We start from the raw sequence: 25,910 nt of genomic DNA on the forward strand, positions 1-25,910 counted from the left end.
TTCGGCTAGCGTCAGCCTTCCGCCGGCAGCGTCACCACGAAACGCGCGCCCTTGATCTCGCCGGGCTTGGTGCCGGGGATGTTTTCGGCCGTCAGCGTGCCGCCATGCGCCTCGACGATCTGGCGGCTGATCGACAGCCCGAGACCAGAGTTCTGGCCGAACGCCTCGCCGGCCGGCCGGTCGGTGTAGAAGCGCTCGAAGATGCGGTCGATGTTCTCGGCCCGGATACCCGGGCCGTTGTCGTCGACGGTGATGATGTTGAACTTGCCAGCGCGCGCCAATGAGATCGCGATATGGCCGTGCTCGTCGGGCACGAAGGAGCGCGCGTTCTCGATCAGGTTGGTGATGACTTGGCCAATCCTCAGATCATGGCCGACAACGTAATAGCCCTTGGCGCCGGTCGGCAGCTTGGCCACCTTGAGTTCGATCTCGACAGCCTTCTTGTTGCGCGTGGTCTCGCGCGAGACCGCGACCAGATCGGTGATGAACTTCTTCAGGTCCACGGTTCCGGCGTCCTCGCGCGCCAGCTCCGCGTCGAGACGGGAGGCGTCGGAGATGTCGGTGATCAGCCGGTCGAGCCGCTTCACGTCGTGCTGGATGATCTCCATCAGACGCGCGCGAGACGTGTCGTTCTTCGCCAAGGGCAGCGTCTCGACCGCGCTGCGCAGCGATGTCAGCGGGTTCTTCAATTCATGCGAGACGTCGGCGGCGAAGCTTTCGATCGCCTCGATGCGCGCGTAAAGCGCATTGGTCATGTCGCGCACGGCGATGGACAAATTGCCGATCTCGTCCTGCCGGTCGGAAAAGTCCGGTATTTCCTCGCGGTTCTTGACGCCGCGCCGCACCCTGACGGCGGCGGCGGAAAGCCGCCGCAGCGGATTGGCGATGGTGGACGCCAGAAGCATCGAAAGGATCGCGGTGACCAGCGCCGCGACGCCGAACACGCGCAGGATCGCCTTGCGCTCGGCCGCGACGATCTTGTCGATATCGCCGCCTTCCGTGGACAGCATCAGCACACCCAGCACGGCGCGAAAACGCTGGATCGGCACCGCGACGGAGACGATCTGCTCGCCCTGCTCGCTCACCCGCACAATGGTCGAAGGGCTGCCGGTCAGCGCCTTGACCACCTCCGGGAAGGCCGCGCCATTGCCGCCGGGCTGCTCGTGGTAGACGGGCAGGTCCTTGTTGCGGAAGAAGTCGAAGATGAACTTCTCGACCCGCTCCACGAGGGCGGGCTGTTCGTCGTCGACGGGCGGCAGGTCGTAGCGCAGGATCTGGCCGCGCGAATAGAGATGCCGGGAGTCGAGCAGGAGGTTCGCGTCGCGGTCATAGATGCGGGCGCGGGTGCGCGTCGGCGAGATCAGCCGTCTCAGCACCGGCGCGACGCGCTCGGGGTTGATCGGGAAGTCCAGATTGTCGAGCTGGTCCGATCCGGGCCCCAGGCTCTCGCCGGCCTGCAGCTCGAGCAGCTTTTCCGGGTCGATGCTGATCGAATCGGTTTCCACCGTCGCCGAGGCGGCGATCGCGCCGGCGATGATTTCGCCCTGCGTCATCAGGCTCTCGACGCGAGCGTCGATCAGGCCGTCGCGAAAGGTGTTGAGGTAGAGGATGCCGGTCACCAGCACGGCAAGGCCGGCCAGGTTGAGGAACAGGATGCGCCTCGTCAGGCTGGAGAAGATGTGATGGCCGAGAAACCGGCGCATCGGCACCGTGATTCTCGACACGAAGGCGGGCACGATCCGCGGCGGACGCCTTGCCGCGCCCGCCCGTCTGCCTCGCTCTACTTCCACTGCCATCGAATAGCAGGCCCTGGTTAATTAGTGAGTAGTGAGTAGGCAGTAGGCAGTAGGGAATAGAGCAGTGGCTGGCGGGGACCGCAGCTGGCATAACCGGCCGCTCGCACTATTCAAAGCTGACTACCGACTATTCCCTACTGCCTACTCACTACTGCCTATTCATGCTTCGCGGAACCGGTACCCGACTCCGTAAAGGGTTTCGATCATCTCGAAGTCGTCGTCGACGGCCTTGAACTTCTTGCGCAGCCGCTTGATGTGGCTGTCGATGGTGCGGTCGTCGACATAGACCTGCTCATCATAGGCCGAATCCATCAGCGCATCACGGCTTTTCACCACACCGGGGCGCTGCGCCAGCGAATGCAGGATGAGGAACTCGGTCACCGTCAGCGTCACCGGCTCGCCTTTCCAGGTGCAGGTATGGCGTTCCTGGTCCATCACCAGCTGGCCGCGTTCGAGCGAGCGGGCCTGCTGGGCGGGCGCCTTGGCCGCCGCCTCGCGGGCGCTGGTCCGGCGCAGCACCGCCCGCACGCGCTCGACCAGGAGCCGCTGCGAGAAGGGTTTGCGGATGAAATCGTCGGCGCCCATCTTGAGGCCGAACAATTCGTCGATCTCGTCGTCCTTAGACGTCAGGAAGATCACCGGCAGGTCCGATTTCTGACGCATGCGGCGCAACAGCTCCATGCCGTCCATGCGCGGCATCTTGATGTCGAGGATGGCGAGGTTCGGCGGGCGCGCCGCCAGGCCTTCCAGCGCCGACGCGCCGTCGGTGTAGGTTTCGACCCGGTAGCCCTCGGATTCGAGCGCGATCGACACCGAGGTCAGGATGTTGCGGTCGTCGTCGACAAGCGCGATTGTTGCCATTTCAAGCGGCTCCCTCATGAGCTGTCCCTTCTGTCGTCGAGAAGGGGCTTTTGCAGGACAAATTGGGTACAAAATGTGGCACGGGCCCTGTCCGAAGTCACGGGCGGCCTGCCGCTACACACCATCGCACCCATAACGGGATTGGACGATTGGAGTCTGCCAATCCTTTGGGCAACGTCCGCGACTTTTTGCACATATAAACGATTTAAACAACTTTCAAATTTTTTAAATCGATTAATGATTTGATATCATTCGGCTTTTCTGGTTCTGAACCTGACAGCCCCCGGCACGGGCTCAGTGAAATCCCCGTCACATGCGGCCAAATCCAGAGAGGAAATTTGATGTCGGAAGCCGGCAAACGCAACCCCGACTGCGCTATTGACGCGATCGGCCTAAAGACCACGGGCATGGTGCGCTACAATCTCGGCGCGGCCGAACTCTACGAGGAAGCGATCCGGCGCAGCGAGGCGAGGCTGACCGCGCAAGGCGCGCTGGTCGCCGAGACCGGTCAGCACACCGGGCGTTCGCCGAAGGACAAATTCGTCGTGCGCGACGAGGCGACCGAGCCGCATGTCTGGTGGGACAACAACAAGGCGATCTCGCCCGCCCAGTTCGAGTCGCTGCTTTTCGACTTCCGCGCCCACGCGGCGGACAAGGATCTCTATGTTCAGGACCTGGTCGGCGGCGCCGACGCCGACCTCAAGCTGCCGACCCGGGTCATCACCGAATTCGCCTGGCACTCGCTTTTCATCCGCAACCTTTTGATCCGCCCGCAAGCCGCGGAGCTCGAGCGCTTCCTCCCCGACATGACGATCATCGATTTGCCGTCCTTCCGCGCCGATCCGGCGCGTCACGGCACCCGCACCGAAACCGTGATCGCGGTCGACCTGATCCGCAAGATCGTGCTGATCGGCGGCACGTCCTATGCCGGCGAGATGAAGAAGTCGGTATTCACCATGCTGAACTACCTGCTGCCGCAAAAGAGCGTGATGCCCATGCACTGTTCCGCCAATGAAGGCCCGGCCGGCGACGCGGCGGTGTTCTTCGGCCTGTCCGGTACCGGCAAGACGACGCTGTCGGCGGATCCGTCGCGCACGCTGATCGGCGACGACGAGCATGGTTGGGGCCCGCACGGCGTCTTCAATTTCGAGGGCGGCTGCTACGCCAAGACGATCAGGCTGTCGGCCGAGGCCGAGCCTGAGATCTTCGCCACAACGCAGCGCTTCGGCACGGTTCTGGAGAATGTCGTGCTCGATGCCGGTCGCGTGCCGGATTTCAATGACGGCAGCCTCACCGAGAACACGCGCTGCGCCTATCCGTTGGACTTCATCCCCAACGCCTCGAAGACCGGCCGCGCAGGCCATCCGAAGAACATCATCATGCTGACCGCCGACGCTTTCGGCGTGATGCCGCCGATCGCCAAATTGACCCCGGCGCAGGCGATGTATCACTTCCTGTCCGGTTACACCGCCAAGGTCGCCGGCACGGAAAAGGGCGTCACCGAGCCGGAGGCGACCTTCTCGACCTGCTTCGGCGCCCCCTTCATGCCGCGCCATCCCTCGGAATACGGCAATCTGCTGCGCGAGCTGATCGCCGAGCACAAGGTCGATTGCTGGCTCGTCAACACCGGCTGGACCGGCGGCGCCTACGGCACCGGCCGCCGCATGCCGATCAAGGTGACGCGCGCTCTTCTGGGCGCCGCGCTCGATGGTTCGCTGAAGTCGGCCGAGTTCCGCACTGACGCCAATTTCGGCTTCGAGGTGCCGGTGGCGGTTCCGGGCGTCGACGGCGCCATTCTCGACCCGCGCTCGACCTGGGCGGACGAGGCCGGCTACGACCCCCAGGCCGCGAAGCTGGTCAACATGTTCGCGACCAACTTCGAGAAGTTCGAGCGTCACGTCGACGCCGCCATCCTGGGCGCGGCGCCGCGCCTGCAGGAGGCGGCGGAATAATCGCTGCCTCGAGCGTCCTCACCTCCAGTGCTCGGCCAGCGCAATTCCAGGAAAAGTGCAAAACGGTTTTCCGTCCGGAATTGCGCCAACATTGAGAGCCAGGGAGGATTCGCCGTTTCCGTGAAACGGTGAAGCCCCCTGCGCCGGGCCTTTTCTTTTTGCAGCCGTCGCGTCATGAGTGCTCCATGGCGAGCGACGACGACATCATCATATCAGGCGAAGCGGTCATCCATGCGGGCGACCTGCATGAGGACTTCATCCGCTCGTCCGGCCCGGGCGGCCAGAACGTCAACAAGGTAGCCACCGCCGTGCAGTTGCGCTTCGACGCAGCGAACGCTTCGGGCCTTAGCGAGCGGGTCCGCGTCCGCGCGATCAAGCTTGCCGGCCAGCGCGCCACCAAGGACGGCGTCATCGTCATCGAGGCCGGTCGGTTCCGCACCCAGGAGCAGAACCGGGCCGACGCGCGGGCGCGCCTGACCGCGCTGGTCGCCAAGGCGGCCGAGCCGCCACCGCCGCCGCGCAAGAAGACCAGGCCGTCCAAAGGCGCCGTGGAGCGCCGCCTCAAGAGCAAGGCAGGCCGGTCGACGGTGAAGAAGCTGCGCGGTCGCGTCGACAGCGACTGAGCATGCCGGAAACGAGCGGCCGTTTTCGGGTCGCGGAACTCTTCCTTCGGTGGCATGCTTTCGGGCCAATTGATCGGATCGATCCAATGCTCGTTCTGCCCAAAGGCGTCCGCCACATGCCGGGCTACATCGCTCGCCCCGCCCAGGAAGCGCTGGTCAAGGAGATCCGGCGCGTGGTGCAGGCCGCACCCCTCTACGTGCCCGCCATGCCGCGCACCGGCAAGCAGATGAGCGTGCGCATGACCAATTGCGGCGCGCTTGGCTGGGTGACCGGCAAGGAGCGCGGCTACCGCTACCAGCCGACGCATCCGGTGACCGGCGAGCCTTGGCCGCCGATCCCCGAGGCGCTGCTGCAATTGTGGCGCGAAGTCTCGGCTTACCCGCATCTGCCCGAGGGCTGTCTTGTCAACTTCTATGCGGCGGACGCCAGGATGGGTCTGCACCAGGATCGCGACGAGCAGGATTTTGACGCGCCCGTTGTGTCGGTCTCGCTGGGCGACGACTGCCTGTTCCGGGTCGGCCAGAACACGCGCGAAGGCGGCACCAAATCGTTCAGGCTGAAGAGCGGCGACGTCGTCGTGCTCGGCGGCGAGGGGCGCCTCGCCTTCCATGGCGTCGATCGCATCTATCCGGCGACATCGGCGCTGTTGAAGAATGGCGGCCGCATCAATCTGACGCTGCGGCGGGTGACGGTGCCTGGCTGACCATGTCCGGGGGCAACGCGATTTTAAGGACACCCACGCTACAAGCGCGGTTGCCAAATCGAGATCGCCATGGAACCGAACTGGATCAGGACCCGAAGCCTCTTGGACGTGGCAATGGTCACGGTCGTATCGATGATCGGTATCTGGATGGCCGAGGTCTACCTGAGCATGTTGTGGGACCTCGACGGCAGAGGGTTTTCCGAGCTATCGCACAGGCTGCCCTACTGGGATTTCACCAATCTCTGGGCCGGCTCCCGCCTGGCCATCGACGGCCATGTTGCCGTGCTTTTCGATGCGGACGCCTACCGCGCGGCGTTGCGCGGCATGTTCTCGCCCGACCTTCCAAATCAGGAATGGAGCTATCCGCCGAACATCCTCTTGCTCGGCGTCCCGCTCGCGACCCTGCCGATCCTGCCTGCCTATCTGGTCTGGACGTTCGGGACCGTTCTGTGTCTGTGGCTGGCAATCCGGCCGCTGAAACTCGGAGCGCTGGTGGAACTGGCGGTCGTCCTCAGTCCCGCCGTTATCTGGAACTCGATATTCGGTCAGAACGGCGCGCTGACGATGGCCTTGTTGATCGGAGGCCTCGCCGTGGCCCCAAGGCGCCCGTTGCTGGCCGGAGTTCTGTTCGGCCTTCTGACCATCAAGCCGCATCTTGGTATTCTCGTGCCTTTCTGCCTGCTCGCCAGCGGCAACTGGCGAGCCATTTTCGCCGCCATCGTCACCACTGTGGCGGTCGTCCTCGCCACCGGCCTGTTCTTTGGCTTCGATGTCTGGCGGCTGTTCCTGACCGAAACCCGTCCCTTGATGACGGCGATCATGGAGGCGCCTTATCCGCAGCCTTATCAGTATAATGCGATAACGGTGTTCTTCACGGCGAGGGCGCTCGGCTTCGGGCTGACCGCCGCCTATGGCGCCCAGGCAGTCGCGACCATCATTTCCATCGCCATAGCGGTCTGGCTCTGGCGGCCGGGGCGCCAGGTCTCGCATCAGGAACGCGTGGCGCTGACCGCTGTCCTTGCGATCCTTGCCACGCCCTACGGCTACACCTACGACACGATCAGTCTGGCCGTCGCTGTCGCCATGCTGGCCGCGATGACGTCAAGGCCGCCCCGGCTGATACTCGCGATTTGCTGGCTCTGGCCTTTCGTCACGCATTACTTCACCTGGGGCGGATATTGCGTTGCCGTCCTGGTGCCATTGTTTCTCGCCGCGTGGATGCTGTCTACGATATGGACGGGAAGCCGGAAGGCTGAAATCTCCGCAAAGCCGTCGCTGGCGTAGCGGTTCAGGGCGCAGCCGTTCTGGGGCAACTGCCCCGGCGATTTTCCGTCTGGCATAGCGCAAGGAAGAGGGCTTCCGCGTCCCGAATTTTCAGCGATCCAGATTGGATCGTGGCGCGAAGGAGCTGCCTCGCAGATGTGAAGAATGGCGATCCGGCGTCGGGCGCGGCCTCACAGCTTCCTCAGCGCCACTTCCTCGATCAAATGGTTGGCGCCTTTGCGCAGGATGAGATCGGCCCGCGCCCTGGTCGGCAGGATGTTCTCGCGCAGGTTCTTCAGGTTGATATTGGCCCATAGCCCCTCGGCGATGGCGCGCGCGGCGTCCTCGGAAAGCTGAGAATAGCGGTGGAAGAAGGAGTCCGGATTGCGGAAGGCGGTCTCGCGCAGCCGCATGAAGCGCTGGATGTACCATTGGTGGATCAGCTTCTCGTCGGCATCGATATAGATGGCGAAATCGAAGAAGTCTGACAAGAACGGCACGATCTTGCCGTCCTTCGGCAGCTTGCCCGGCTGCAGCACGTTGATGCCTTCGAAGATCAGGATGTCGGGACGGTCGATGGTGACGAACTCGCCGGGGATGACGTCATAGGTCAGGTGCGAGTAGACCGGCGCGCGGACGCTGCCTTGCGCCGATTTGATGCCGGACAGGAATCTCAGCAGCGCGCCGACATCGTAGCTCTCTGGAAATCCCTTGCGCTCCATGAGGTTCTCGCGGCGCAGGATCTCATTGGGCAGCAGGAAGCCGTCGGTGGTGATGAGATCGACCTTGGGGCTCGACGGCCAGCGCGCCAGAAGCTCCTTCAGCACACGCGCCGTGGTCGACTTGCCGACCGCGACCGAACCGGCGATGCCGATGATGAAAGGCGTCTTGACGATGTCCTGCGCCTTGAAGAAGGCCTGGCGCTGCCTGAACAGCAGCTGGCTCGCCTCGACATGCGCCGAGAGCAGGCGGGAAAGCGACAGGTAGATGCGCTTGACCTCTTCGAGGTTGACCGGGTCATTGAGCGAGCGCAGCCGGTCGATCTCGTCCTCGGTCAGCGTCAGCGGCGTGTCGGCGCGGAACTGCGACCATTGCTCGGCGGAGAAGAAGCGATAAGGGGAATACTTCTCGGTCGGAGTCAGCTGGTCCATCGGGTTTCCTGCCCTCCTCGCCGTCTGCCCCGGGCATCAAACCCGGGGGCGGGACGCCTTTTCGGCAACCCCCGAGCGGCCGGTGCGGCCCTCGAGCTCCTTGAGCACGTCGTCCAACGGAACGCCCGCGATGCCGAGCACGACCAGCCAATGATACAGAAGATCCGCGCTTTCCGAAACGAGGGCCTGCTTGTCGCCGCGGACGGCGGCGATCACGGCTTCCACAGCCTCCTCGCCGAGCTTCTGCGCCGCCTTGTCCATGCCCTTGGCGAACAGTTTCGCCGTCCATGAGTCCGGATCGCCGGAATGGGCGCGCTGATGGATGATCGTTTCCAGCTCGGCGAGCGAAAATTGAGCCATGTCGGTCATCTATCTGCTTGTTTAAGCATGATCTTTTCCGAAAACCGGTCCCCAACCTTGCGGGATCATGCTTTAAGCCCGATGGGCGGCCGAGTCCAGCCGCATCGGCAGGCCGGCCTTGGCCATGTATGCCTTGGCCTCGGCGATCGAGTAAGTGCCGAAATGGAAGATCGAGGCGGCAAGCACGGCGCCAGCGTGGCCGTCGCGGATGCCTTCGACCAGGTGATCGAGCGTTCCGACGCCGCCCGAAGCGATGACCGGCGCGCGCACCGCGTCGGCGACGGCGCGGGTCAGCGCGATGTCATAGCCGGCCTTCGTGCCGTCGCGGTCCATTGAGGTCAGCAGGATCTCGCCGGCGCCGCGATCGACCATGCGTGCGGCGAAGTCGACCGCGTCGATGCCCGTCTTCTCGCGACCGCCATGGGTGAAGATCTCCCAGCGGTCGGCCTCGCCGGCCGCCGACACCTTCTTGGCGTCGATGGCCACGACGATGCACTGGTTGCCGAACTTGTCGGCGGCCTCCGTGACGAAATCGGGGTTCTTCACCGCCGCCGTGTTGATCGACACCTTGTCGGCGCCGGCCAGAAGCAGCTTGCGGATATCGGCCACCTGGCGCACGCCGCCGCCGACGGTGAGCGGCATGAAGCATTGCTCGGCGGTCCGGGCGACCACGTCGAAGATCGTCTCGCGATTGTCCGACGAGGCGGTGATGTCGAGGAAGCACAGCTCATCGGCGCCCGCGGCATCATAAGCCTTGGCGGCTTCGACCGGATCGCCGGCGTCGATGAGGTCGACGAAATTGACGCCCTTGACCACGCGGCCGTTTTTGACGTCCAGGCAGGGGATGACGCGGGCTTTCAGCATCACTTGCTTTCCAGGGTGGACAGCAGGTCGACCACCAGCTCGCCGACCAGCGGCGGCACGTCGCCCTTGGGGTCGAAGGCCGGATCGTAGGCGGAAATGGTGAGCCCGGCGATGGCAAGCGGACCGGCAAGGCCGCACATCGCCATGCGCACTTGCTCCGGCACCGGGCCGCCGGGCGTGGTGTAGCGGTTGGCCTGCAGCTTCTCGGGGTCATGCACGTCGAGATCGACATGCATGTGGACCTGGCGTGCGCCGCCGGCTTTCAGTCTCTGCGCAGCGCTCTTCCAGTCGGGGCATTCGGTCCGGACGATCGGCAGCTTTTCCAGCAGTTCTCTTTCGGCGGCGTCGAGGTCGCGCGCGTTGACCAGGACGCTGCGCGACGGATCGACTGGCTTGAAGCCGGGGATCTGGTTCGCCATTCGCCGCCAGCAGAGGCCAAGCACGGTGGCCAGCGCCATGCCGTCGAGGAAGCCCGTTGTGGTGGTCTCCGGCGTGTTGAGGTCGCCATGCTGGTCGGCCCAGATGATGGCGTCGGCGCCGGCGCCTGCCACGGCGCCGGCGGCGGTCAGGCAGTTGCCGGCCAGCACGATCGGAAACCGCTTCTTGTCCAGCGCCATGCGGACTTCGCCTGAAACGGCGTTGCAGACGGCAAAGCCGGTGCCGATCTCGCGCTCTTCTTCGTCCTCGACCACCTTGCCGATGTCGTTCACCTCGACGTCGTGGCCGGCAAGCCTCAGCGCATCGGCCAATCCGCCGGAAATCAGCGCGTCCGGGCCCTGGCCGCAGCCACCGTGGAAGTGGCCGCTGTCATAGGATGCCAGGATGATCGAGATGTTCACTATTCTGTCTCCGCCCGTTCGCCGCGCAGGATCGCCAGTGCCTCGGCCGGGTCGATACGTCCGTCATATAGGGCGCGGCCCGAGATCGCGCCTTCGAGTTTTTGCGCGTCGGGCATGGTCATGCGCACGATGTCGGCAATCGAGGCGAGGCCGCCGGATGCGATCACGGGAATGGAAACCGCTTCCGCGAGGTCGACGGTCGAATCCCAGTTGATGCCGGTCAGCACGCCGTCGCGGTCGATGTCGGTGTAGATGATAGCGGCAACGCCGGCGCCCTCGAATTTCCTGGCCAGCTCGATGACGCCGAGCTCGGAGGCTTCGGCCCAGCCCTCGACGGCCACCTTGCCGCCCTTGGCGTCGATGCCGACTGCGATTTTTCCCGGAAAAGCCTTGCACGCTTCCTTGACGAGTTCGGGTTCGCGCACGGCCACCGTGCCGAGGATGACGCGCGTCAGGCCGCGGTCCAGCCAGTCTTCGATCTGCGGCAAGGTGCGGATTCCGCCGCCGAGCTGCACCGGGTTCTTCGTCGCCCTGAGGATAGCCCCGACCGCGGCGCTGTTGACGCTCTGGCCCTTGAAGGCGCCGTTGAGGTCGACGACATGCAGCCACTCGAAGCCCTGGTCCTCGAAGGCCCGTGCCTGCGCGGCGGGGTCGTCATTGTAGATCGTGGCGGTGGCCATGTCGCCGTGTTTCAGGCGCACGCATTTGCCGTCCTTGAGGTCTATGGCTGGAAACAGGATCATGGGTCAGGCGCCCTCGACGATGACGAAATGACCGGTCGAAGCGGCGAGCCGGAATTTCGAGGCGTGCTGATATTCAGGCGAATGATAGCATTCGATTGCCTTGTCGTAGGACTCGAACTCCACAAGCACGTGACGGTTGCCGGTCGGTCCCTCCGGGCTCTCGTAGCGGCCCGCGCGGACCGCGAATTTCGCCCCGTATTTCGCGAAGGCGACGGCATTCGCTTCGATATACTGCTTGTAGACGTCCGCATCGCGGACATCGATCATCGCCATCCAATAGCCCTTCCTGCTCATTTTCAGGGCCTCCATTTCAGGAAATTGGTGATCAGCGCCAGGCCGAGCGCCTGGCTCTTCTCGGGATGGAACTGCGTGCCGGCGAGGTTGTCGCGGGCCACCGCGGCCGTTACCGGGCCGCCATAGTCGGCAACCGCCAGCACCTCGTCCGGATACTTCGCTTCCAGGTGGTAGGAATGCACGAAATAGGCGTGCAGCCCCCTCGGGCCGGTCTCGATGCCGGAAAACAGCGGGTGCTCGCGCGTAAGCTCGATCGTGTTCCAGCCGATCTGCGGGATCTTCAGCGTTGGATCGGAGGGCTGGATCTCCTTGACGTCGCCGGCGATCCAGCCGAGGCCCTTGGTGATGGTCTTTTCCAACCCGCGTTGCGACATCAGCTGCATGCCGACGCAGATGCCGAGGAACGGCCGCCCTTTACGAAGCGCCGCTTCCTCCACCGCCTCCCACATGCCTGGCACCGCGTGCAGGCCGGCGGCGCAATCGGCATAGGCGCCGACGCCCGGCAGTACGATGCGGTCGGCGGAACGCACCCGCTCGGCGTCGGCCGTCAGCTCGATCGTCGCGGCGATGCCTCCTTCGCGCGCCGCGCGCTCGAAAGCCTTGGTGGCCGAGCGCAGATTGCCCGAGCCGTAGTCGATGATGGCTACCCGCATGTCAGGGCCTTCCAGGCGTATGGGTCAGGCCGAGCGCCATGCCGGTTTGCGGCGGGCGCGCCAGCGATGCGTCCGGTACGATGCGCGGCAAGGCTGGCTGCTCCTCGCTCTCCTCGCCGGCGTCCAGGGCATGGCGCGTCTCGGCATCGGCGAGATTGCCGGCCTCGATCACGCCCCATTCGCGCCAGCCGCGCCGGCGCAGCGAAGCGATGCGTAAATTCTGTCCTTCGAAGCCGATGTAAAGCGAGACCAGCAGCGACAGCATCGATCCGGCCCATCCGAGCCCCAGCTTCTCACCGGTCGCCGACAGGAGCGCCATGACGACGAAGGTCAGCACGGCCGCCATCCAGAGCCGGTTCCAGGCCAGCCAGAGCGGCGAGAACAGGAAGCCGAGCCAGGTAAAGCCGTCGCGCACGAAACGGATGTCCTCGGCGTTGTTGCCGGCCGGCGGCGTCATCACGACATAGACCGCCATAGCCTATCCTTTCAGCGATCCCTTGGTGGACGGCACCGCGTCGGGCTGGCGCGGATCGGGCTCGAGCGCTGCGCGCAGCGCCCTGGCCACGGCCTTGAAGCAGGTCTCGGCGATGTGATGGTTGTTGGCGCCGTAATGATTGGTCACATGCAGCGTGATGCCGGCATTCTGCGCCAGGGCCTGGAAGAACTCGCGCACCAGCTCGGTGTCAAAGGTGCCGATCTTCGGCGACGAGAAGGCGACGTTCCAGACCAGGAAGGGCCGGCCGGAAACATCGACCGCCGCCCTGGTCAGCGTCTCGTCCATGGCGAGGTCGATCGAGGCGTAGCGCATGATGCCGCGCCGCTCGCCCAGCGCCTTGCTCAAAGCCTGGCCGATCGCGATGCCGGTGTCCTCGGCCGTGTGGTGGTCGTCGATATGCAGGTCGCCCTTGGCCTTGATCGTCATGTCGATCAGCGAATGCCGCGACAGCTGATCGAGCATATGGTCGAAGAAGCCGACGCCGGTCGAAATGTCGGCCTTGCCCTTGCCGTCGACATGGAGCGAGACCGAAATCTCGGTTTCCTTGGTCTTGCGGCTGACTTCGGCCGAACGCGTCATCGTCGTGTCCTTATTGCCCTGGTCGGGGCCCTCGGGCTTGAAAACGAAAGCCTTCTATCAGCATGATCCGGCGATTGCCAGTTGCCATTCCGGCCACTATCGGCCTTCGCCGCGGGGCGGTTTGCAATCGTTGGCCTTATGCATACATATGGCCGATCCAACTCACTCGTACCGCGCCAATCGCCTTCAAGGGATAGCGCGAATCGGAGCTCAAAATGTCGAATGAACTCACCATGCACGCCACGACCATCATCAGCGTGCGCAAGGGCAACAAGGTCGTGATCGCCGGCGACGGCCAGGTCAGCCTCGGCCAGACCATCATGAAGGGCAACGCCCGCAAGGTGCGCCGCATCGGCAAGGGCGGCAGCGTCATTGCCGGCTTCGCAGGCGCCACTGCCGACGCCTTCACCCTGCTCGAGCGGCTCGAAGCCAAGCTCGAGCAATATCCCGATCAGCTGACGCGCGCCTGCGTCGAGCTCGCCAAGGACTGGCGCACCGACCGTTACCTGCGCCGCCTGGAAGCCATGATGCTGGTCGCCGACAAGTCGGTCTCGCTGGCGCTGACCGGCAATGGCGATGTGCTCGAGCCCGAACACGGCGTGATGGCCATCGGCTCCGGCGGCAATTACGCCCTGGCCGCGGCCCGCGCGCTGATCGACACCGACAAGGACGCCGAGGAGATCGCCCGCAAGGCCATGCAGATCGCGTCCGACATCTGCGTCTACACCAACAACAATTTCGTCGTCGAAACGCTCGATGCCGCTTGAGCCTGCCGACCATGATCCCAAAAAGTGGGAGCCGGTTTTTGGATAAGATCATGGTCACTCAGCAGCATAGCTACGACTTTCGGCCGGTCACCGAGAAGGATCTGCCGTTGATCGCCAGGTGGCTGAGCGAGCCGCATGTCGCTGAGTGGTGGGACGATCCGGAAAAGGAAATCGCCGATATCCGCGAGCATATGGATTCGGTCTCGGTGGAGCCGCTGATCGTCGAATTGGACGGCAGGCCGATCGCCTATCTGCAGAGCTATGACCCGCATCTGGAGGACGACCATCCTTACGCCGACCAGCCCTTCGGCACGCTGGGCGTCGATCTGTCGATCGGCCCGCCGGAGCTGGTTGGTGTCGGCCATGGCTCGGCAATCCTGCGCCAGTTCGTCGAGGAGCTGTTCGAGGAAGGCGCGCCGCGCGTCATCATCGACCCGCATCCCGACAATGCCCGCGCCATCCGCGCCTATGAGAAGGCCGGCTTCAGGCCGATCGGCCGCAGGCATTCGCAATATGAGGACGTCGTGCTGATGGCCGTCGATGCGGACGAAGACGACGATGAAAATCTGGGGGACTGAGGCAATGATCGCGCCCGGAGGGGACAAAACGCTTTCCGCTTATGAAGACAGCTGGCGCATGGGCCTGCTGCTCGTGCTCGCCTTGATCGTGTTCCAGGCGGGCACCTTGTACGGCATGGGCCATCCGCCGATCTGCACCTGCGGCTACGTCAAGCTCTGGCACGGCGTGGTCAATAGCTCGGAGAATTCCCAGCACATCGCCGACTGGTACACCTTCTCGCACATCATCCACGGCTTCCTGTTCTATGCGCTGGCCTGGGCGCTGTTTCCGCGCTCGCCGGTTGGCTTAAGGCTCGCCTTCGCCGTCCTCATCGAAGGCGGCTGGGAAATCCTGGAAAACAGCCCCTTCATCATCGAGCGCTACCGCGCCGGCACCATCTCGCTCAACTATTACGGCGATTCGATCATCAACTCGGTGTCCGACACGCTGTTCATGGCGCTGGGATTTGTGATGGCGCGAAAGCTACCTATATGGGTGATCGTGGCCCTGGCGCTCATCTTCGAGCTCGGCACGGGCTACATCATCCGGGACAATCTGACGCTCAACGTGATCATGCTGCTGCATCCGTTCGAGTCCATCAGGCAGTGGCAAAGTGGAATTTGAGTAAAATGAGCACCTTTTCTCCCCGCGAAATCGTTTCGGAACTCGACCGCTTCATCATCGGCCAGAAGGACGCCAAGCGCGCCGTGGCCATCGCCTTGCGCAACCGCTGGCGCCGCCAGCAGCTGGAAGGCCAGATGCGCGAAGAGGTGATGCCGAAGAACATCCTGATGATCGGCCCGACCGGCGTCGGCAAGACCGAGATCTCGCGCCGCCTGGCGCGGCTCGCCGGCGCGCCCTTCGTCAAGGTCGAGGCTACCAAGTTCACCGAGGTCGGCTATGTCGGCCGCGATGTCGAGCAGATCGTGCGCGACCTCGTCGAGGTCGCCATCGGCCTGACCCGCGAGAAGATGCGCGAGGACGTTGCGGCGCGCGCCCAGATCAACGCCGAGGAACGCGTGCTGGAGGCCCTGGTCGGCAAGACGGCGAGCCCGGCCACGCGCGATAGCTTCCGCAAGAAGCTGCGCGACGGCGAGCTTGACGACAAGGAGATCGAGATCGAGGTGGCCGACACCGGCAATGGCGGCATGCCAGGCTTCGAGATCCCCGGCATGCCCGGCGGCAATGTCGGCGTGCTCAACATCAACGACATGCTGTCGAAGGCGATGGGCGGCCGCAGGACCAAGACCCGCAAGACCACGGTCCGCGATTCCTATGCGCTGCTCGTCAACGACGAATCCGACAAGCTGCTCGACCAGGACGAGGTCGTGCGTCGCGCGCTGGAATCGGCCGAGAATGACGGCATCGTCTTCCTCGACGAGATCGACAAGATCGCGGCCAGGAGCGACATTTCGGGCGGTCCGTCCCGCGAGGGCGTGCAGCGCGACCTGCTGCCGCTGGTCGAGGGCACCACGGTCGCGACCAAATACGGGCCGATCAAGACCGACCACATCCTGTTCATTGCTTCCGGCGCCTTCCACGTCTCCAAGCCGTCCGACCTGCTGCCCGAACTGCAGGGCCGCCTGCCGATTCGCGTCGAGCTGCGCGCGCTGGAGAAGTCGGATTTCGTCCGCATCCTAACCGAGACCGAGGCGAGCCTCATCAAGCAGTATGTGGCGCTGATGAAGACCGAGGGCGTCGAGCTGACCTTCACCGACGACGCCATCGATTCGCTCGCCGGCATCGCGGTCGATCTTAACGCCAGCGTCGAGAACATAGGCGCAAGGCGCCTGCAGACGGTGATGGAACGCGTGCTGGACGAGATTTCCTACGATGCGCCGGACCGCAACGGCACGGCGGTCACCATCGACGCCGCCTATGTTGAGAAGCATGTCGGCGACCTGTCGCGCAACACCGACCTGTCGCGCTTCATTCTTTGATTTTTGAAGTCGGGCCGGCCTCAGCGCCGGCCCGACTTGTCCGGCCGACCGCTTTGGGTGTGGCCAAATGGAAGCATCCCGCCACCATTTTTGGGGGCAGTCGGTAGCCTTCTCTCGACTCTGTCGGACGCTTTACCTAGGTTGCCGCGCGTTCTGGAAGCAATTTCGGGAAAACCATCCAGCGGTTTTCCGTCTGAACTTGCGTTCAATCAAATGGTTGGGGGTTGATCGGCGATAGCCGAGCCGCCCCAAAGCGGCGGCGGATGAAGAAGTATCTGTTTCTTTTTGTGTGTCTTGCACTGGCGGCGGCGGTGACGATCGCCGATGCCGCGACCATGGTGCCTCCGGGCAATCGCAATGCCGTGCAGCCGGACATTCCGGGCGCGTCCAGCCGGCGCACCCAGGCAACCAACACCACCTTCCAGGCCAAGTACCGTAAAGTCTACGCGTTGCTGCAGAACGATGCCGAGCTGCGCGGCAAGATCAGGAAGGTGGCGGCTGCCTACGGTATCGATCCGATGCATATCGTCGGCGCCATCGTCGGCGAGCACACCTACAATGTCGACGCCTATGACCGCCTGCAGACCTACTACGTCAAGGCGATGTCCTATCTGTCGAGCAAGCTGACCTTCGCCTATGTGGGCGAGGATGTCGGCGATTTCGTTCAGCGGCCGGAATTCAAGAAATGCGCCGGCATGGACGACAGCTACGATCTGTGGGAATGCCGCGAGCAGGTGTGGAACCATGCCTTTCGCGGCAAGACCGTCGGCGGCACAAGCTTCCCCAACGACCGCTTCGGCGCAACCTTCTTCCAGCCCTATTATGCCGGCCAGACCTTCGGTCTCGGCCAGTTGAACCCGCTGACCGCGCTGCAGATGAGCGATCTCGTGCACAAGGTCTCCGGCCTGCCGAAGCTTAATGTCGAGGATCCCAATGCGGTCTACAAGACCATCATGGACCCGGACCTGACGCTGCCTTACGTTGCAGCGACCATCAGGAAGTCGATCGACGCCTATCGCAGCATCGCCGGCTTCGACATCTCCCACAATCCGGGGCTTACCGCCACGCTCTACAATGTCGGCAACCCCGAGCAGCGCGCCTATGCGCTGAAGGCCGAGAACGACAGACGCCGCGCCGCCGGCGAACCGGAAAAGCTGCCCGAGGAGAACTATTACGGCTGGGTGGTCAACGACAAGCTGGACGAGCTGAAGGCGCTTTTCTAACCAGACCTCAAGCTGCCAGCAGCGACTTCAGCTTGACCGCTTGCGAGCCGAGCGCTTCCGGCGCCGGCTTCCCCCGCTTGGCGATCAGCATCTCCGCCAGCCGGATATCACGCGCCACCGCATTGCCGGGGCCGATGCCGCTGGCGGCGATCAGCCTGCCGTCCTGCGCCAAATGGAACAGAATGAAGGCGCCGTCGTCGAGGTCGCGCCGCACGACGCTCTTGCCCTCGTCGGAAAGTCCGGCGATCTGCAGGGTCAGGCCATACTGATCCGACCAGAACCACGGCACGGCGGCATGGGCCTCGTCGGCGCCCAGCATGTTCTTCGCCGCCAGCGCGCCCTGTTCCTGCGCATTGCGCCAGGCTTCCAGCCGCACGCGCCGGCCGCCATAGATCCCCAGCGGAAACGAGCAGCAATCGCCGGCGGCGAAGATATCCGGGTCGGCGGTGCGCAAACGCTCGTCGACGGCGATGCCGTTGTCGATCGCGAGCCCCGCTTCGGCGGCAAGCGCCGTCACCGGCACGGCGCCGATGCCGATCACCGCGAGATCGGCGACGATCTTCTGCCCGTCGGCCAGCGTGATGGCGACGTCCTTGCCGTCATCGGCAATCGCGGCGATCCCCTGGCCGGTGCGGATCGGGACGCCCTCGGCCTCATGCGCCTTGTGGATGATTTCGGCGATCTCGGCCGGCACGCCGCGCATCAGGATACGCGGCTGCGCCTCGATGACGGTGACCGTGGCGCCGAGCTTGCGCGCCGAGGCGGCAAGCTCCAGCCCGATGAAGCCGCCGCCGATGATGGCGACGCGATTTCCGGCGCTGAGATGGGCACGTATAGCGAGTGCGTCGTTGAAGGTCCTCAAATAGACGCAGCGCGAGCCGAGGCCCGTCATCGGCAGCTGGCGCGGCACGGACCCGGTCGCCAGCAGCAGCTTGTTGTAGGGAAGGGAAGAGCCGTCGGAAAGGTGCACGACATGCGCTGCACGGTCGATCGCGACCGCCCGGACGGAATGGATGTGCCGGATCGCGCGTTCGGCGAAGAGCGCGTCGCTGGCGATCGCCTTGATGGAGGGAGCCTCTCCGGTCATCGCGTCCTTCGAGAGCGGCGGCCGCTCATAGGGCGGATGCGGCTCGTCGCCGACCAATGTCACCGGCCCGTCATAGCCGAGATCGCGGAGCGCAAGCGCGGCGCGCCCGCCGCACTCGCCCGCACCGATGATCACCATCCCGGCCATCGCCGTCATCCGACCTGGATCAGGACCTTTCCGGCATCGACCTTGACCGGATAAGTCCTGAGGTTGACGCAGACCGGCGCGCCGCGCGCGTCGCCGGTCTTGTAGTTGAAGCGACCATTGTGCTTGGGGCATTCGATGATGTCGTCCATCACCAGCCCGTCCGCCAGGTGCACCTTTTCATGCGTGCACAGGCCGTCGGTGGCGAAATATTCGTCGTCCGGGCTGCGGTAGATGGCGAAGGTGCGTCCGGCATGGTCGAACCGCATCACGTCCTCTTCGTCGATATCCCCGGCCGCGCAGGCCTCGACCCAGTCGCTCATCTCGTCCTCGTGAAATTCCTGGTCAGCCTTCGGCAGCTCACTCGGCCGCTGCCGCCACCGGGCTGTCGTTGTGCAATTCTTCCCGGTAGGGCTTTGCCGTCGACGGCAGCGCGCGCTTGAGGAAGTAATCCTCGTTGCGCAGCTGGCGCAGGAAGGCAGGGATCATCTCGCGGTAGCCGGCCAGGATCGACGGCGTCGGTGGCGGCAGGTCGTGCTTGATCATCTCGTGCAGCTTGGGCAGCGCGTGATAGGGCACCATCGGGAACATGTGGTGCTCCACATGGTAGTTCATGTTCCAGTAGATGAAGCGGCTGATCGGGTTCATCAGCACCGTCCGGCTGTTCAGGCGGTGATCGATGACATTTTCGGCGAGTCCGCCATGCTGCAGCAGGCCGGTCATCACGTGATGCCAGGCGCCGTAGAGGCGGGGCAGGCCGACGAGCATCAGCGGCAGCCATGAATGCAGGTAGAGCGCCAGCGCGATGGTCGCGATGTAGATGGCGAGCCAGATACGCGCCACGCGGATCGCCTTCGGCTGCTCCTGTTCGGGAATGAAGGTCTTTTCCGCGGGGCTGATGATGCCGGCGGCATTGCGCAGCATGTCGGTCATCGCATGCCAGGCGTCGAGGATGCCGAAGAAGTTCAGCACCACGCGCAACAGGTCCGGCGGGCGCATGACGGCGATCTCGGGATCGCGTCCGACAATGATGGTGTCGGTGTGGTGGCGCGTATGACTCCAGCGCCAGGTCACCGGGTTGCGCATGATCATGAAGCAGGCGAGCTGGTAGACGGCGTCGTTCATCCACTGCGTGCGGAAGGCCGTGCCGTGGCCGCATTCGTGCCAGCGGGAATCGGTCGAGGAGCCGTAGAGCGTGCCGTAGACGAAGAAGAACGGCACGCACCACCAGCTGCCCCAGAACGAGATGCCGCCCACGGCGCCGATGACGAATGCGGCCAGCCAGATGACGGTGTCGCGGATCGCCGGCTGGTCGGAGCGCTGCATCAGCTCCTTCATCTGCTTGCGCGGGATCTCGGTGTGGTACCACTCGGCCGCCGCGAGCCCGTTCTCGACCGCGAGCCTGGCGTCTCGCCCGGTCAGGCTGTAGTCGCGCGGCGACGCCGCGGAAGACGTGATTGCCGTCATTGGGGTTCCTCCGCCAGCCCTTGGCGAACCGCTCGACCGTGCGGGGGTCGCGCCATCGCTGACTTTCGACTTCAGCATAGCCGCAAGGTCTGATAGTCTCAACATCACAAAGATAGTTTCTATCATTTCCCATCAGAAAGAGATATGGGTGAGCCGGCTAGCCGGAGTGGGACAAGTGAGGAAGCATTCATGGCAAAGCGCCCGACCATTACCGATCTCGCGCGCGTCTCCGGCGTCAGCGTCGCCACCGTCGACAGGGTGCTAAACAGCCGCCTGCCGGTGCGCGAGGAGACGGCGCGCCGGGTCTATGACGCTGCCACCGAGATCGGCTATCACGCCGCTGGGCTGATCAAGCAGCGCATGCGCCAGGAATTGCCGGAATATCGGCTCGGCTTCCTGCTGCTCAGGGGCAATGACGTCTTCTATGGCGATTTCGCCAAGGAGCTCGAGCTGGCGGTCGCGCAGTCGCAGCGTTTTCGTGGCGTTGCAACCATCGATTTCGCCGCTTCGCTGGCGCCCGATGAGATCGCCGCCCAGATGCGTGGGCTGGCGGCGAAATCCAGGGCCATCGCCGTCGTCGGCCCGGACCATCCGACGCTGACGGCGGTCGTGGAGACAATGAAGGCGAGGGGACAGCCGGTCTTCTCGCTGCTGTCGGATTTTGCCGCCGGCATCCGCGAGGGCTATGTCGGGCTCGACAACCGCAAGGTCGGGCGCAGTGCCGCCTGGATGATCGCCAAGGCCGCAAGGAAGCCGGGCAAGGTCGCGCTCTTCGTCGGCAGCCACCGCTTCCACGGCCATGAATTGCGCGAGATCGGCTTCCGCTCTTTCTTCCGCGAGCACGCGCCCGACTTCACCGTGATGGAGACGCTGGTCAATCTCGAGGCCAATGACGTGACGCATGACGCCATGCTCGATCTCCTGGCCCGCCATCCCGATCTCGCCGGCTGCTATGTCGCCGGCGGCGGTATGGAGGGCGCGGTCTCGGCTCTGAGAACGGCAAAGCCGGCCGAGATGCCGGTCGTCATCTGCAACGAGATCAACGCCGTCTCGCGCGCCGCGCTTGCCGACAACATCCTCACCATGGTGATCTCGACACCGCTCGCGGCGCTCTGCCGCGAACTCGTCGGGCTGATGGCCCATGCCATCGAAAGCGGCGCAGCCAATGCGCCGGGACAGACCTTCCTGCCCTTCGACGTCTATCTGCCCGAAAACATCTAGGCGCTGAGCGCGATGTAGCCGATGTGAAAGAATCCATCAGCCTGATGGATTCTTTCATCGTGGTTCACCCGGCCTCGGGCGCAAATTTCGACGAATTTGGTCGTTGTCACGCCCATGGTGATCGAAAAACCGGCCGCCCCGGTCGGAATCGCCCTTGACGTTTCCGAAACGAAATGGAATAAATATTTCACCAAATAGGCCTTTTGGTTCTTTCGTTCCGGAGCGCCTGTTCGAACGGAGGAAGAGGCGTTCCAGTCGAACTGGCGACGCCGCATGGCCGCAGGGAGAGATTCCCCGGGCAAACCGGGGATTCCGGTTCAATAGGTGCAGCCGGACACCAAGTGGAGGAGAAAATGAAGAAACTTCTTTTGGGCGTCGCGCTTTCGGCGCTGATGTGTTCATCCGCCTTCGCCGCCAAGATCGGCGTTTCGATGGCTCTTTTCGACGACAACTTCCTCACCGTGCTGCGCAACGGCATGATCGCGCAGGCCAAGGGCATGGATGGCGTCGAGCTGCAGGTCGAGGACGCGCAGAACGACGTGGCCAAGCAGCTCGACCAGATCAAGAACTTCGCCGCCTCGGGCGTCGACGCCATCATCGTCAACCCGGTCGACACCTCGGCCACGCAGGCGATGTCGGACGCTGCCGCCGCGGCCAAGATCCCGCTGGTCTATGTCAACCGCGAGCCGGTCAATGTCGACAAGCTTCCCGACAACCAGGCCTTCGTCGCATCGAACGAAGCCGATTCCGGCACGCTCGAGACCAAGGAGGTCTGCCGCCTGTTCAAGGAAGCCGGCAAGAAGGAAGCCAATGTCTATGTGATCATGGGCGAGCTTTCCAACCAAGCCGCGGTGCAGCGCACCAAGGACATCGACGAGGTCATCGCCACGCCGGACTGCAGCTTCATCAAGATCATCGACAAGCAGACCTCGAACTGGAAGCGTGACGAGGCGCAGAACCTGATGACCAACTGGCTGTCGTCCGGCAAGGCCTTCGACGGCGTCATCGCCAACAACGACGAAAGCGCCATCGGCGCCATCCAGGCGATGAAGGCCGCCAATATCGACATGAAGTCGGTCGTGGTCGGCGGAGTCGACGCCACCCAGGACGCGCTGGTGGCCATGCAGGCCGGCGATCTCGATGCGACGGTCTTCCAGGACGCCGCCGGCCAGGGCGCCGGCGCGCTCGACGCCGCGCTCAAGCTCGCCAAGGGCGAGAAGGTGGACAAGAAGGTCTACATCCCGTTCCAGCTCGTGACACCGGCGAACATCGACAAGTTCTTGAAGAAGAACTGAGGCGCCTCGATACGGGGCGGCGCGTCCAATCGGAACAAGCGCGCCGCTCCGCCTTTCCTCCCGCCCGCGCGGGAGGCCGGACAGCTGCGCCCGACGGAGGAAGAAGACGTGTCACAGACATCGCATGGCATTGGCGGGCTGAGCTACGACGCCAAGAAGCGCCCGTGGCCGGCCGAGTTCAACGTGTTCCTGGCGCTTGTCATCCTGGTCGCCGCTTTCGAGCTGGTCGGCCGCGTCTTCCTTGGCGACAGCTTCCTGTTCAACACCCGCGAGAACGTCTCCGGGCTCTTCAACGAGCAGCGCCTGCAGATCATCATCCTGCAGGTCTCGATCGTCGGCATCATCGCCATCGGCGTCACCCAGGTCATCATCTGCGGCGGCATCGACCTGTCCTCGGGCTCGATCGTCGGCGCCACCGCCATGATCGCCATGAGTTTCGCCCAGGTCGCGACCGTCAACGGCAATCCCAATCCCAAGGCGATGTTCATCGATTATGGCTGGACCGACCTGCCGGTCATCGTGCCGCTGCTGGTTGCTGTCGGCTGCGGCCTGATCGCCGGCCTGATCAACGGCCTCTTGATCGCCTACACCCGCATCCCACCCTTCATTGCCACGCTGGGCATGATGGTCACCGCCCGCGGCATCGCCAAATGGTGGTCGAAGGGCCAGCCGATCTCGTTTCCGACCGACAGCTTCGCGGCCATCGGCAAGGGGCTGATGCCGGTCGTCATCTTCATCTCGTTGGCGATCCTGTTCCAGCTCATCCTGACCTACACGAAATACGGCAAGCACTGTTACGCCATCGGCTCGAACGAGGACGCCGCGCGCATGTCGGGCATCAAGATCGCGAATCACAAGGTGCTGGTCTACGCGATCGCCGGCATCTTGGCCGCGATCGCCGCGGTGGTGCTGTCGTCCAAGAACCTCACCGCCCAGGCCGGCATGGGCGTCATGTACGAGCTCGACGCCATCGCCATGGCGGTCATCGGCGGCGTTTCGCTGTCGGGTGGCCGCGGCTCGATCATCGGCACCGTGATCGGCTCGCTGATCTTCGGCGTCATCATTTCCGGCTTCACCTTCCTGCGCCTCGACGCCTACTATCAGGAGATGGTCAAGGGCGTGATCATCGTCGGCGCGGTCGTTCTCGATCAATGGCGCCAGCGCCGCCGCGCGATAGGAGCTTGACCATGTCCGATATCGTTCTTAAGACCGAAAACCTCACCAAGCATTATGGCGGCGTGCACGCGCTGCAGGAGGCGAATTTCGAGCTGCGCAAGGGCGAGCATGTCGCCATCATGGGCGACAACGGCGCCGGCAAGTCGACCTTCGTGCGCCAGATCACCGGCGTCGAGCAGCGCACCAGTGGCAAGATCTGGTTCGACGGCAAGGAGGTGAACTTCGCCGGCCCGATCGAGGCGCGCGAGGCAGGCATCGAGACAGTCTTCCAGAACCTCGCTTTGGCCGACGATCTCGACGTGCCGTCGAACTTGTTCCTCGGCCGCGAGAAGGTGTTGTTCAACCTCGGCCCCTTCTCCATCCTCGATCGCAAGGCGATGCGCAAGGCGACCGAGGCAGCGCTTGTCCGCACGGCGGTGAAGATCCCGAACCTCTCCAGCACCATCCGCCATATGTCGGGCGGCCAGCGCCAGTGCGTGGCGATCGCCAGGACGGCGACCTTCGCCTCCAAGCTGATCATCATGGACGAGCCGACCGCGGCGCTCGGCGTGCAGGAAACCGCGCAGGTCGAAAACATCATCCGCACGCTGAAGGAGAACGGCGAGCCGTTGATCCTGGTCAGCCACAACATGCGCCAGGTGTTCGACCTGGTCGACCGCATCGTCGTCTTCCGCCGCGGGCGTATCGTCGCCAATTTGCGCAAGCAGGACACCGATGGCAACGACATCGTCGCCTACATCACCGGCGCCAAGACCGGCCAGGCGGAACTGCAGTCCGCCTGACGGCGTCGCGACGAACCAATCATCCGCGCCGCAAGGCGCGGATAGGCCTACAAACCCACCCTCGAAGGACATTCCATGACACTCCGCTTCGCTCTCCTCGGCGCCGGCCGCATCGGCAAGGTGCATGCCCGCGCCGTCGCTTCCAACCCGCAGGCAAAACTCGTCGCCGTGGCCGATGCCTTCGAGAAAGCGGCGACGGAGCTGGCCTCCGCCTATGGCGCCGAAGTGCGCAGCATCGATGCCATCGAAAAGGCCAAGGACATCGATGCCGTCATCATCTGCACGCCGACCGACACCCATGCCGACCTGATCGAGCGCTTCGCCAAGGCCGGCAAGGCGATCTTCTGCGAGAAGCCGATCGACCTCTCCGTCGAGCGAGTCGAAAAATGCCTGGCGGTGGTCGAGAAGACCGGCGCCACGCTGATGGTCGGCTTCAACCGCCGCTTCGACCCGCATTTCGCCGCCGTGCGCAAGGCGATCGACGACGGCGCCATTGGCACGGTCGAGATGGTCACCATCACGTCCCGCGATCCGGGCGCTCCGCCGCTCGATTACATCGCCCGCTCCGGCGGCATTTTCCGCGACATGACCATCCACGATTTCGACATGGCGCGCTTCCTGCTCGGCGAGGAGCCGGTCGCCGTCAGCGCCCACGCCTCGGTGCTGGTCGACAAGAAGATCGGCGAAGCGGGCGATTTCGATTCGGTCAGCGTCATCCTCGAAACCGCGTCCGGCAGGCAGGCCGTCATTTCCAACTCACGCCGCGCCACCTATGGCTATGACCAGCGCATCGAGGTGCACGGCTCGAAAGGCATGGTCGCCGCCGAGAACCAGCGGCCGGTCTCGATCGAGCTCGCCAACGACAAGGGCTACACCCGCCCGCCGCTGCACGACTTCTTCATGACCCGCTACATCGAAGCCTATGCCAACGAGATCTCCTCCTTCATCGCTGCGGCGACTGCCGGCAAGAAAGCGGCGCCGAGCGGCAAGGACGGGTTGGTTGCGCTGAAGCTGGCCGACGCGGCTTTGGAGTCGGCGAAGACGGGCAAGACCGTCCGCGTCGACTGACTGT

General features: G+C 64.1%; 29 protein-coding genes. 14 read left to right on the top strand and 15 right to left on the bottom strand.

Features of this window, described 5'->3' with window-relative positions; genetic code table 11:
* Window positions 1–11: 11 nt before the first annotated feature.
* Window positions 12–1,796: a sensor histidine kinase gene (locus EJ068_RS16350; RefSeq protein ID WP_126080106.1), complete on the bottom strand. Its 1,785-nt coding sequence runs from the start codon at window positions 1,794–1,796 to the stop codon at window positions 12–14.
* 159 nt (window positions 1,797–1,955) lie between these two features.
* A complete protein-coding gene (locus EJ068_RS16355; RefSeq protein ID WP_095819116.1) occupies window positions 1,956–2,657 on the bottom strand; it encodes a response regulator transcription factor in 702 nt (233 codons plus the stop codon).
* Between the two features lie 341 nt (window positions 2,658–2,998).
* Here EJ068_RS16355 and EJ068_RS16360 point away from each other — a divergent pair, with 341 nt between their 5' ends.
* The 4 genes from EJ068_RS16360 (at window position 2,999) to EJ068_RS16380 (ending at window position 7,220) form a co-directional block, all read left to right on the top strand.
* Window positions 2,999–4,609, top strand: coding sequence for a phosphoenolpyruvate carboxykinase (locus tag EJ068_RS16360; RefSeq protein ID WP_127249732.1), 1,611 nt, complete (start codon window positions 2,999–3,001; stop codon window positions 4,607–4,609).
* A 185-nt stretch (window positions 4,610–4,794) separates the two neighbouring features.
* The gene (gene arfB / locus EJ068_RS16370) at window positions 4,795–5,232 is read left to right on the top strand and encodes an alternative ribosome rescue aminoacyl-tRNA hydrolase ArfB (protein WP_126080103.1); all 438 of its coding nucleotides are present in this window, start codon (window positions 4,795–4,797) and stop codon (window positions 5,230–5,232) included.
* Window positions 5,233–5,318: 86 nt separating this feature from the next.
* Window positions 5,319–5,936 (top strand): alpha-ketoglutarate-dependent dioxygenase AlkB, encoded by a 618-nt coding sequence (locus EJ068_RS16375; protein WP_128314705.1) that lies wholly within the window; start codon window positions 5,319–5,321, stop codon window positions 5,934–5,936.
* Window positions 5,937–6,050: 114 nt separating this feature from the next.
* Window positions 6,051–7,220 (top strand): glycosyltransferase family 87 protein, encoded by a 1,170-nt coding sequence (locus EJ068_RS16380; protein ID WP_189341943.1) that lies wholly within the window; start codon window positions 6,051–6,053, stop codon window positions 7,218–7,220.
* Between the two features lie 170 nt (window positions 7,221–7,390).
* Here the strand turns inward: EJ068_RS16380 and coaA are convergent, their stop codons facing one another.
* The 9 genes from coaA to hisB form a co-directional block, all read right to left on the bottom strand.
* Window positions 7,391–8,350, bottom strand: a complete 960-nt coding sequence (coaA, locus tag EJ068_RS16385; RefSeq protein ID WP_126080099.1) for a type I pantothenate kinase — start codon at window positions 8,348–8,350, stop codon at window positions 7,391–7,393.
* Window positions 8,351–8,386: 36 nt separating this feature from the next.
* Window positions 8,387–8,710: a phosphoribosyl-ATP diphosphatase gene (locus tag EJ068_RS16390; RefSeq protein WP_126080098.1), complete on the bottom strand. Its 324-nt coding sequence runs from the start codon at window positions 8,708–8,710 to the stop codon at window positions 8,387–8,389.
* A 72-nt stretch (window positions 8,711–8,782) separates the two neighbouring features.
* Window positions 8,783–9,577: an imidazole glycerol phosphate synthase subunit HisF gene (gene hisF / locus EJ068_RS16395; RefSeq protein ID WP_189341946.1), complete on the bottom strand. Its 795-nt coding sequence runs from the start codon at window positions 9,575–9,577 to the stop codon at window positions 8,783–8,785.
* Window positions 9,574–10,413 carry an arginase family protein gene (locus EJ068_RS16400; protein ID WP_127249736.1) on the bottom strand — a complete coding sequence of 280 codons (840 nt, stop codon included), beginning with the start codon at window positions 10,411–10,413 and terminating at the stop codon, window positions 9,574–9,576. Before EJ068_RS16400 ends, hisF begins: the two co-directional genes overlap by 4 nt.
* Window positions 10,413–11,156: a 1-(5-phosphoribosyl)-5-[(5-phosphoribosylamino)methylideneamino]imidazole-4-carboxamide isomerase gene (gene hisA / locus EJ068_RS16405; RefSeq protein WP_127249737.1), complete on the bottom strand. Its 744-nt coding sequence runs from the start codon at window positions 11,154–11,156 to the stop codon at window positions 10,413–10,415. Before hisA ends, EJ068_RS16400 begins: the two co-directional genes overlap by 1 nt.
* A gap of 3 nt (window positions 11,157–11,159) precedes the next feature.
* Window positions 11,160–11,450 (bottom strand): DUF1330 domain-containing protein, encoded by a 291-nt coding sequence (locus tag EJ068_RS16410; protein WP_126063320.1) that lies wholly within the window; start codon window positions 11,448–11,450, stop codon window positions 11,160–11,162.
* A 2-nt stretch (window positions 11,451–11,452) separates the two neighbouring features.
* Window positions 11,453–12,103 (bottom strand): imidazole glycerol phosphate synthase subunit HisH, encoded by a 651-nt coding sequence (hisH, locus tag EJ068_RS16415; RefSeq protein ID WP_127249738.1) that lies wholly within the window; start codon window positions 12,101–12,103, stop codon window positions 11,453–11,455.
* A 1-nt stretch (window position 12,104) separates the two neighbouring features.
* The gene (locus EJ068_RS16420; RefSeq protein WP_127249739.1) at window positions 12,105–12,578 is read right to left on the bottom strand and encodes a DUF2628 domain-containing protein; all 474 of its coding nucleotides are present in this window, start codon (window positions 12,576–12,578) and stop codon (window positions 12,105–12,107) included.
* 3 nt (window positions 12,579–12,581) lie between these two features.
* Complete coding sequence (hisB, locus tag EJ068_RS16425; protein ID WP_127249740.1) at window positions 12,582–13,178, bottom strand: imidazoleglycerol-phosphate dehydratase HisB; 597 nt, start codon at window positions 13,176–13,178, stop codon at window positions 12,582–12,584.
* 215 nt (window positions 13,179–13,393) lie between these two features.
* Between hisB and hslV the strand changes: the two genes are divergently transcribed.
* The 5 genes from hslV to EJ068_RS16450 all read left to right on the top strand — a co-directional run bounded on the left by hslV (window position 13,394) and on the right by EJ068_RS16450 (window position 17,666).
* A complete protein-coding gene (gene hslV, locus EJ068_RS16430; protein ID WP_040986886.1) occupies window positions 13,394–13,945 on the top strand; it encodes an ATP-dependent protease subunit HslV in 552 nt (183 codons plus the stop codon).
* A 50-nt stretch (window positions 13,946–13,995) separates the two neighbouring features.
* On the top strand, window positions 13,996–14,523 hold the full coding sequence (locus tag EJ068_RS16435) for a GNAT family N-acetyltransferase (RefSeq protein ID WP_127249741.1): 528 nt from the start codon (window positions 13,996–13,998) through the stop codon (window positions 14,521–14,523).
* A 4-nt stretch (window positions 14,524–14,527) separates the two neighbouring features.
* Complete coding sequence (locus EJ068_RS16440) at window positions 14,528–15,127, top strand: DUF2585 domain-containing protein (RefSeq protein WP_127249742.1); 600 nt, start codon at window positions 14,528–14,530, stop codon at window positions 15,125–15,127.
* 5 nt (window positions 15,128–15,132) lie between these two features.
* Window positions 15,133–16,443 carry an ATP-dependent protease ATPase subunit HslU gene (gene hslU / locus EJ068_RS16445; protein WP_127249743.1) on the top strand — a complete coding sequence of 437 codons (1,311 nt, stop codon included), beginning with the start codon at window positions 15,133–15,135 and terminating at the stop codon, window positions 16,441–16,443.
* Between the two features lie 263 nt (window positions 16,444–16,706).
* Window positions 16,707–17,666 (top strand): DUF1402 family protein, encoded by a 960-nt coding sequence (locus EJ068_RS16450; protein ID WP_127249744.1) that lies wholly within the window; start codon window positions 16,707–16,709, stop codon window positions 17,664–17,666.
* Between the two features lie 7 nt (window positions 17,667–17,673).
* Here the strand turns inward: EJ068_RS16450 and EJ068_RS16455 are convergent, their stop codons facing one another.
* The 3 genes from EJ068_RS16455 to EJ068_RS16465 are packed head-to-tail and all read right to left on the bottom strand — an operon-like array spanning window position 17,674 to window position 20,364.
* Window positions 17,674–18,909 carry an FAD-dependent oxidoreductase gene (locus EJ068_RS16455; protein ID WP_127249745.1) on the bottom strand — a complete coding sequence of 412 codons (1,236 nt, stop codon included), beginning with the start codon at window positions 18,907–18,909 and terminating at the stop codon, window positions 17,674–17,676.
* Window positions 18,906–19,220, bottom strand: a complete 315-nt coding sequence (locus tag EJ068_RS16460) for a MocE family 2Fe-2S type ferredoxin (RefSeq protein ID WP_126063309.1) — start codon at window positions 19,218–19,220, stop codon at window positions 18,906–18,908. The genes EJ068_RS16455 and EJ068_RS16460 overlap by 4 nt, the downstream gene beginning before the upstream one ends.
* Window positions 19,221–19,257: 37 nt before the next feature.
* Complete coding sequence (locus EJ068_RS16465; RefSeq protein ID WP_127249746.1) at window positions 19,258–20,364, bottom strand: fatty acid desaturase family protein; 1,107 nt, start codon at window positions 20,362–20,364, stop codon at window positions 19,258–19,260.
* Window positions 20,365–20,553: 189 nt separating this feature from the next.
* On the opposite strand from EJ068_RS16465, the gene EJ068_RS16470 reads away from it, so the two are divergent.
* Window positions 20,554–21,585 (top strand): LacI family DNA-binding transcriptional regulator, encoded by a 1,032-nt coding sequence (locus EJ068_RS16470; RefSeq protein ID WP_127249747.1) that lies wholly within the window; start codon window positions 20,554–20,556, stop codon window positions 21,583–21,585.
* Here EJ068_RS16470 and EJ068_RS16475 read toward each other — a convergent pair.
* A complete protein-coding gene (locus EJ068_RS16475) occupies window positions 21,582–21,860 on the bottom strand; it encodes a hypothetical protein (RefSeq protein WP_127249748.1) in 279 nt (92 codons plus the stop codon). The two genes, EJ068_RS16470 and EJ068_RS16475, sit on opposite strands and share 4 nt — an antisense overlap.
* A gap of 78 nt (window positions 21,861–21,938) precedes the next feature.
* Here EJ068_RS16475 and EJ068_RS16480 point away from each other — a divergent pair, with 78 nt between their 5' ends.
* From EJ068_RS16480 to iolG, 4 genes are all read left to right on the top strand, one after another.
* On the top strand, window positions 21,939–22,880 hold the full coding sequence (locus tag EJ068_RS16480; RefSeq protein WP_126080081.1) for a sugar ABC transporter substrate-binding protein: 942 nt from the start codon (window positions 21,939–21,941) through the stop codon (window positions 22,878–22,880).
* 108 nt (window positions 22,881–22,988) lie between these two features.
* Window positions 22,989–24,065, top strand: a complete 1,077-nt coding sequence (locus EJ068_RS16485) for an ABC transporter permease (RefSeq protein WP_127249749.1) — start codon at window positions 22,989–22,991, stop codon at window positions 24,063–24,065.
* Window positions 24,066–24,067: 2 nt separating this feature from the next.
* Window positions 24,068–24,838, top strand: a complete 771-nt coding sequence (locus EJ068_RS16490; protein WP_127249750.1) for an ATP-binding cassette domain-containing protein — start codon at window positions 24,068–24,070, stop codon at window positions 24,836–24,838.
* Window positions 24,839–24,913: 75 nt separating this feature from the next.
* Window positions 24,914–25,906, top strand: a complete 993-nt coding sequence (iolG, locus tag EJ068_RS16495) for an inositol 2-dehydrogenase (protein ID WP_127249751.1) — start codon at window positions 24,914–24,916, stop codon at window positions 25,904–25,906.
* The last annotated feature ends 4 nt before the right edge of the window (window positions 25,907–25,910 follow it).

It is taken from the genome of Mesorhizobium sp. M2A.F.Ca.ET.043.02.1.1 (assembly GCF_003952405.1).
GTDB lineage: Bacteria > Pseudomonadota > Alphaproteobacteria > Rhizobiales > Rhizobiaceae > Mesorhizobium.

Excerpts from the sequence above, each read along its gene's own strand:
- EJ068_RS16350 (WP_126080106.1), bottom strand. The coding sequence starts at position 1,796 with ATGGCAGTGGAAGTAGAGCGAGGCAGACGGGCGGGCGCGGCAAGGCGT.
- EJ068_RS16355 (WP_095819116.1), bottom strand. The coding sequence starts at position 2,657 with ATGGCAACAATCGCGCTTGTCGACGACGACCGCAACATCCTGACCTCG.
- EJ068_RS16360 (WP_127249732.1), top strand. The coding sequence starts at position 2,999 with ATGTCGGAAGCCGGCAAACGCAACCCCGACTGCGCTATTGACGCGATC.
- arfB (WP_126080103.1), top strand. The coding sequence starts at position 4,795 with ATGGCGAGCGACGACGACATCATCATATCAGGCGAAGCGGTCATCCAT.
- EJ068_RS16375 (WP_128314705.1), top strand. The coding sequence starts at position 5,319 with ATGCTCGTTCTGCCCAAAGGCGTCCGCCACATGCCGGGCTACATCGCT.
- EJ068_RS16380 (WP_189341943.1), top strand. The coding sequence starts at position 6,051 with ATGGTCACGGTCGTATCGATGATCGGTATCTGGATGGCCGAGGTCTAC.
- coaA (WP_126080099.1), bottom strand. The coding sequence starts at position 8,350 with ATGGACCAGCTGACTCCGACCGAGAAGTATTCCCCTTATCGCTTCTTC.
- EJ068_RS16390 (WP_126080098.1), bottom strand. The coding sequence starts at position 8,710 with ATGGCTCAATTTTCGCTCGCCGAGCTGGAAACGATCATCCATCAGCGC.
- hisA (WP_127249737.1), bottom strand. The coding sequence starts at position 11,156 with ATGATCCTGTTTCCAGCCATAGACCTCAAGGACGGCAAATGCGTGCGC.
- EJ068_RS16410 (WP_126063320.1), bottom strand. The coding sequence starts at position 11,450 with ATGAGCAGGAAGGGCTATTGGATGGCGATGATCGATGTCCGCGATGCG.
- hisH (WP_127249738.1), bottom strand. The coding sequence starts at position 12,103 with ATGCGGGTAGCCATCATCGACTACGGCTCGGGCAATCTGCGCTCGGCC.
- EJ068_RS16420 (WP_127249739.1), bottom strand. The coding sequence starts at position 12,578 with ATGGCGGTCTATGTCGTGATGACGCCGCCGGCCGGCAACAACGCCGAG.
- hisB (WP_127249740.1), bottom strand. The coding sequence starts at position 13,178 with ATGACGCGTTCGGCCGAAGTCAGCCGCAAGACCAAGGAAACCGAGATT.
- hslV (WP_040986886.1), top strand. The coding sequence starts at position 13,394 with ATGTCGAATGAACTCACCATGCACGCCACGACCATCATCAGCGTGCGC.
- EJ068_RS16435 (WP_127249741.1), top strand. The coding sequence starts at position 13,996 with ATGGTCACTCAGCAGCATAGCTACGACTTTCGGCCGGTCACCGAGAAG.
- EJ068_RS16440 (WP_127249742.1), top strand. The coding sequence starts at position 14,528 with ATGATCGCGCCCGGAGGGGACAAAACGCTTTCCGCTTATGAAGACAGC.
- hslU (WP_127249743.1), top strand. The coding sequence starts at position 15,133 with ATGAGCACCTTTTCTCCCCGCGAAATCGTTTCGGAACTCGACCGCTTC.
- EJ068_RS16450 (WP_127249744.1), top strand. The coding sequence starts at position 16,707 with ATGAAGAAGTATCTGTTTCTTTTTGTGTGTCTTGCACTGGCGGCGGCG.
- EJ068_RS16455 (WP_127249745.1), bottom strand. The coding sequence starts at position 18,909 with ATGACGGCGATGGCCGGGATGGTGATCATCGGTGCGGGCGAGTGCGGC.
- EJ068_RS16460 (WP_126063309.1), bottom strand. The coding sequence starts at position 19,220 with ATGAGCGACTGGGTCGAGGCCTGCGCGGCCGGGGATATCGACGAAGAG.
- EJ068_RS16465 (WP_127249746.1), bottom strand. The coding sequence starts at position 20,364 with ATGACGGCAATCACGTCTTCCGCGGCGTCGCCGCGCGACTACAGCCTG.
- EJ068_RS16470 (WP_127249747.1), top strand. The coding sequence starts at position 20,554 with ATGGCAAAGCGCCCGACCATTACCGATCTCGCGCGCGTCTCCGGCGTC.
- EJ068_RS16475 (WP_127249748.1), bottom strand. The coding sequence starts at position 21,860 with ATGCGGCGTCGCCAGTTCGACTGGAACGCCTCTTCCTCCGTTCGAACA.
- EJ068_RS16480 (WP_126080081.1), top strand. The coding sequence starts at position 21,939 with ATGAAGAAACTTCTTTTGGGCGTCGCGCTTTCGGCGCTGATGTGTTCA.
- EJ068_RS16490 (WP_127249750.1), top strand. The coding sequence starts at position 24,068 with ATGTCCGATATCGTTCTTAAGACCGAAAACCTCACCAAGCATTATGGC.
- iolG (WP_127249751.1), top strand. The coding sequence starts at position 24,914 with ATGACACTCCGCTTCGCTCTCCTCGGCGCCGGCCGCATCGGCAAGGTG.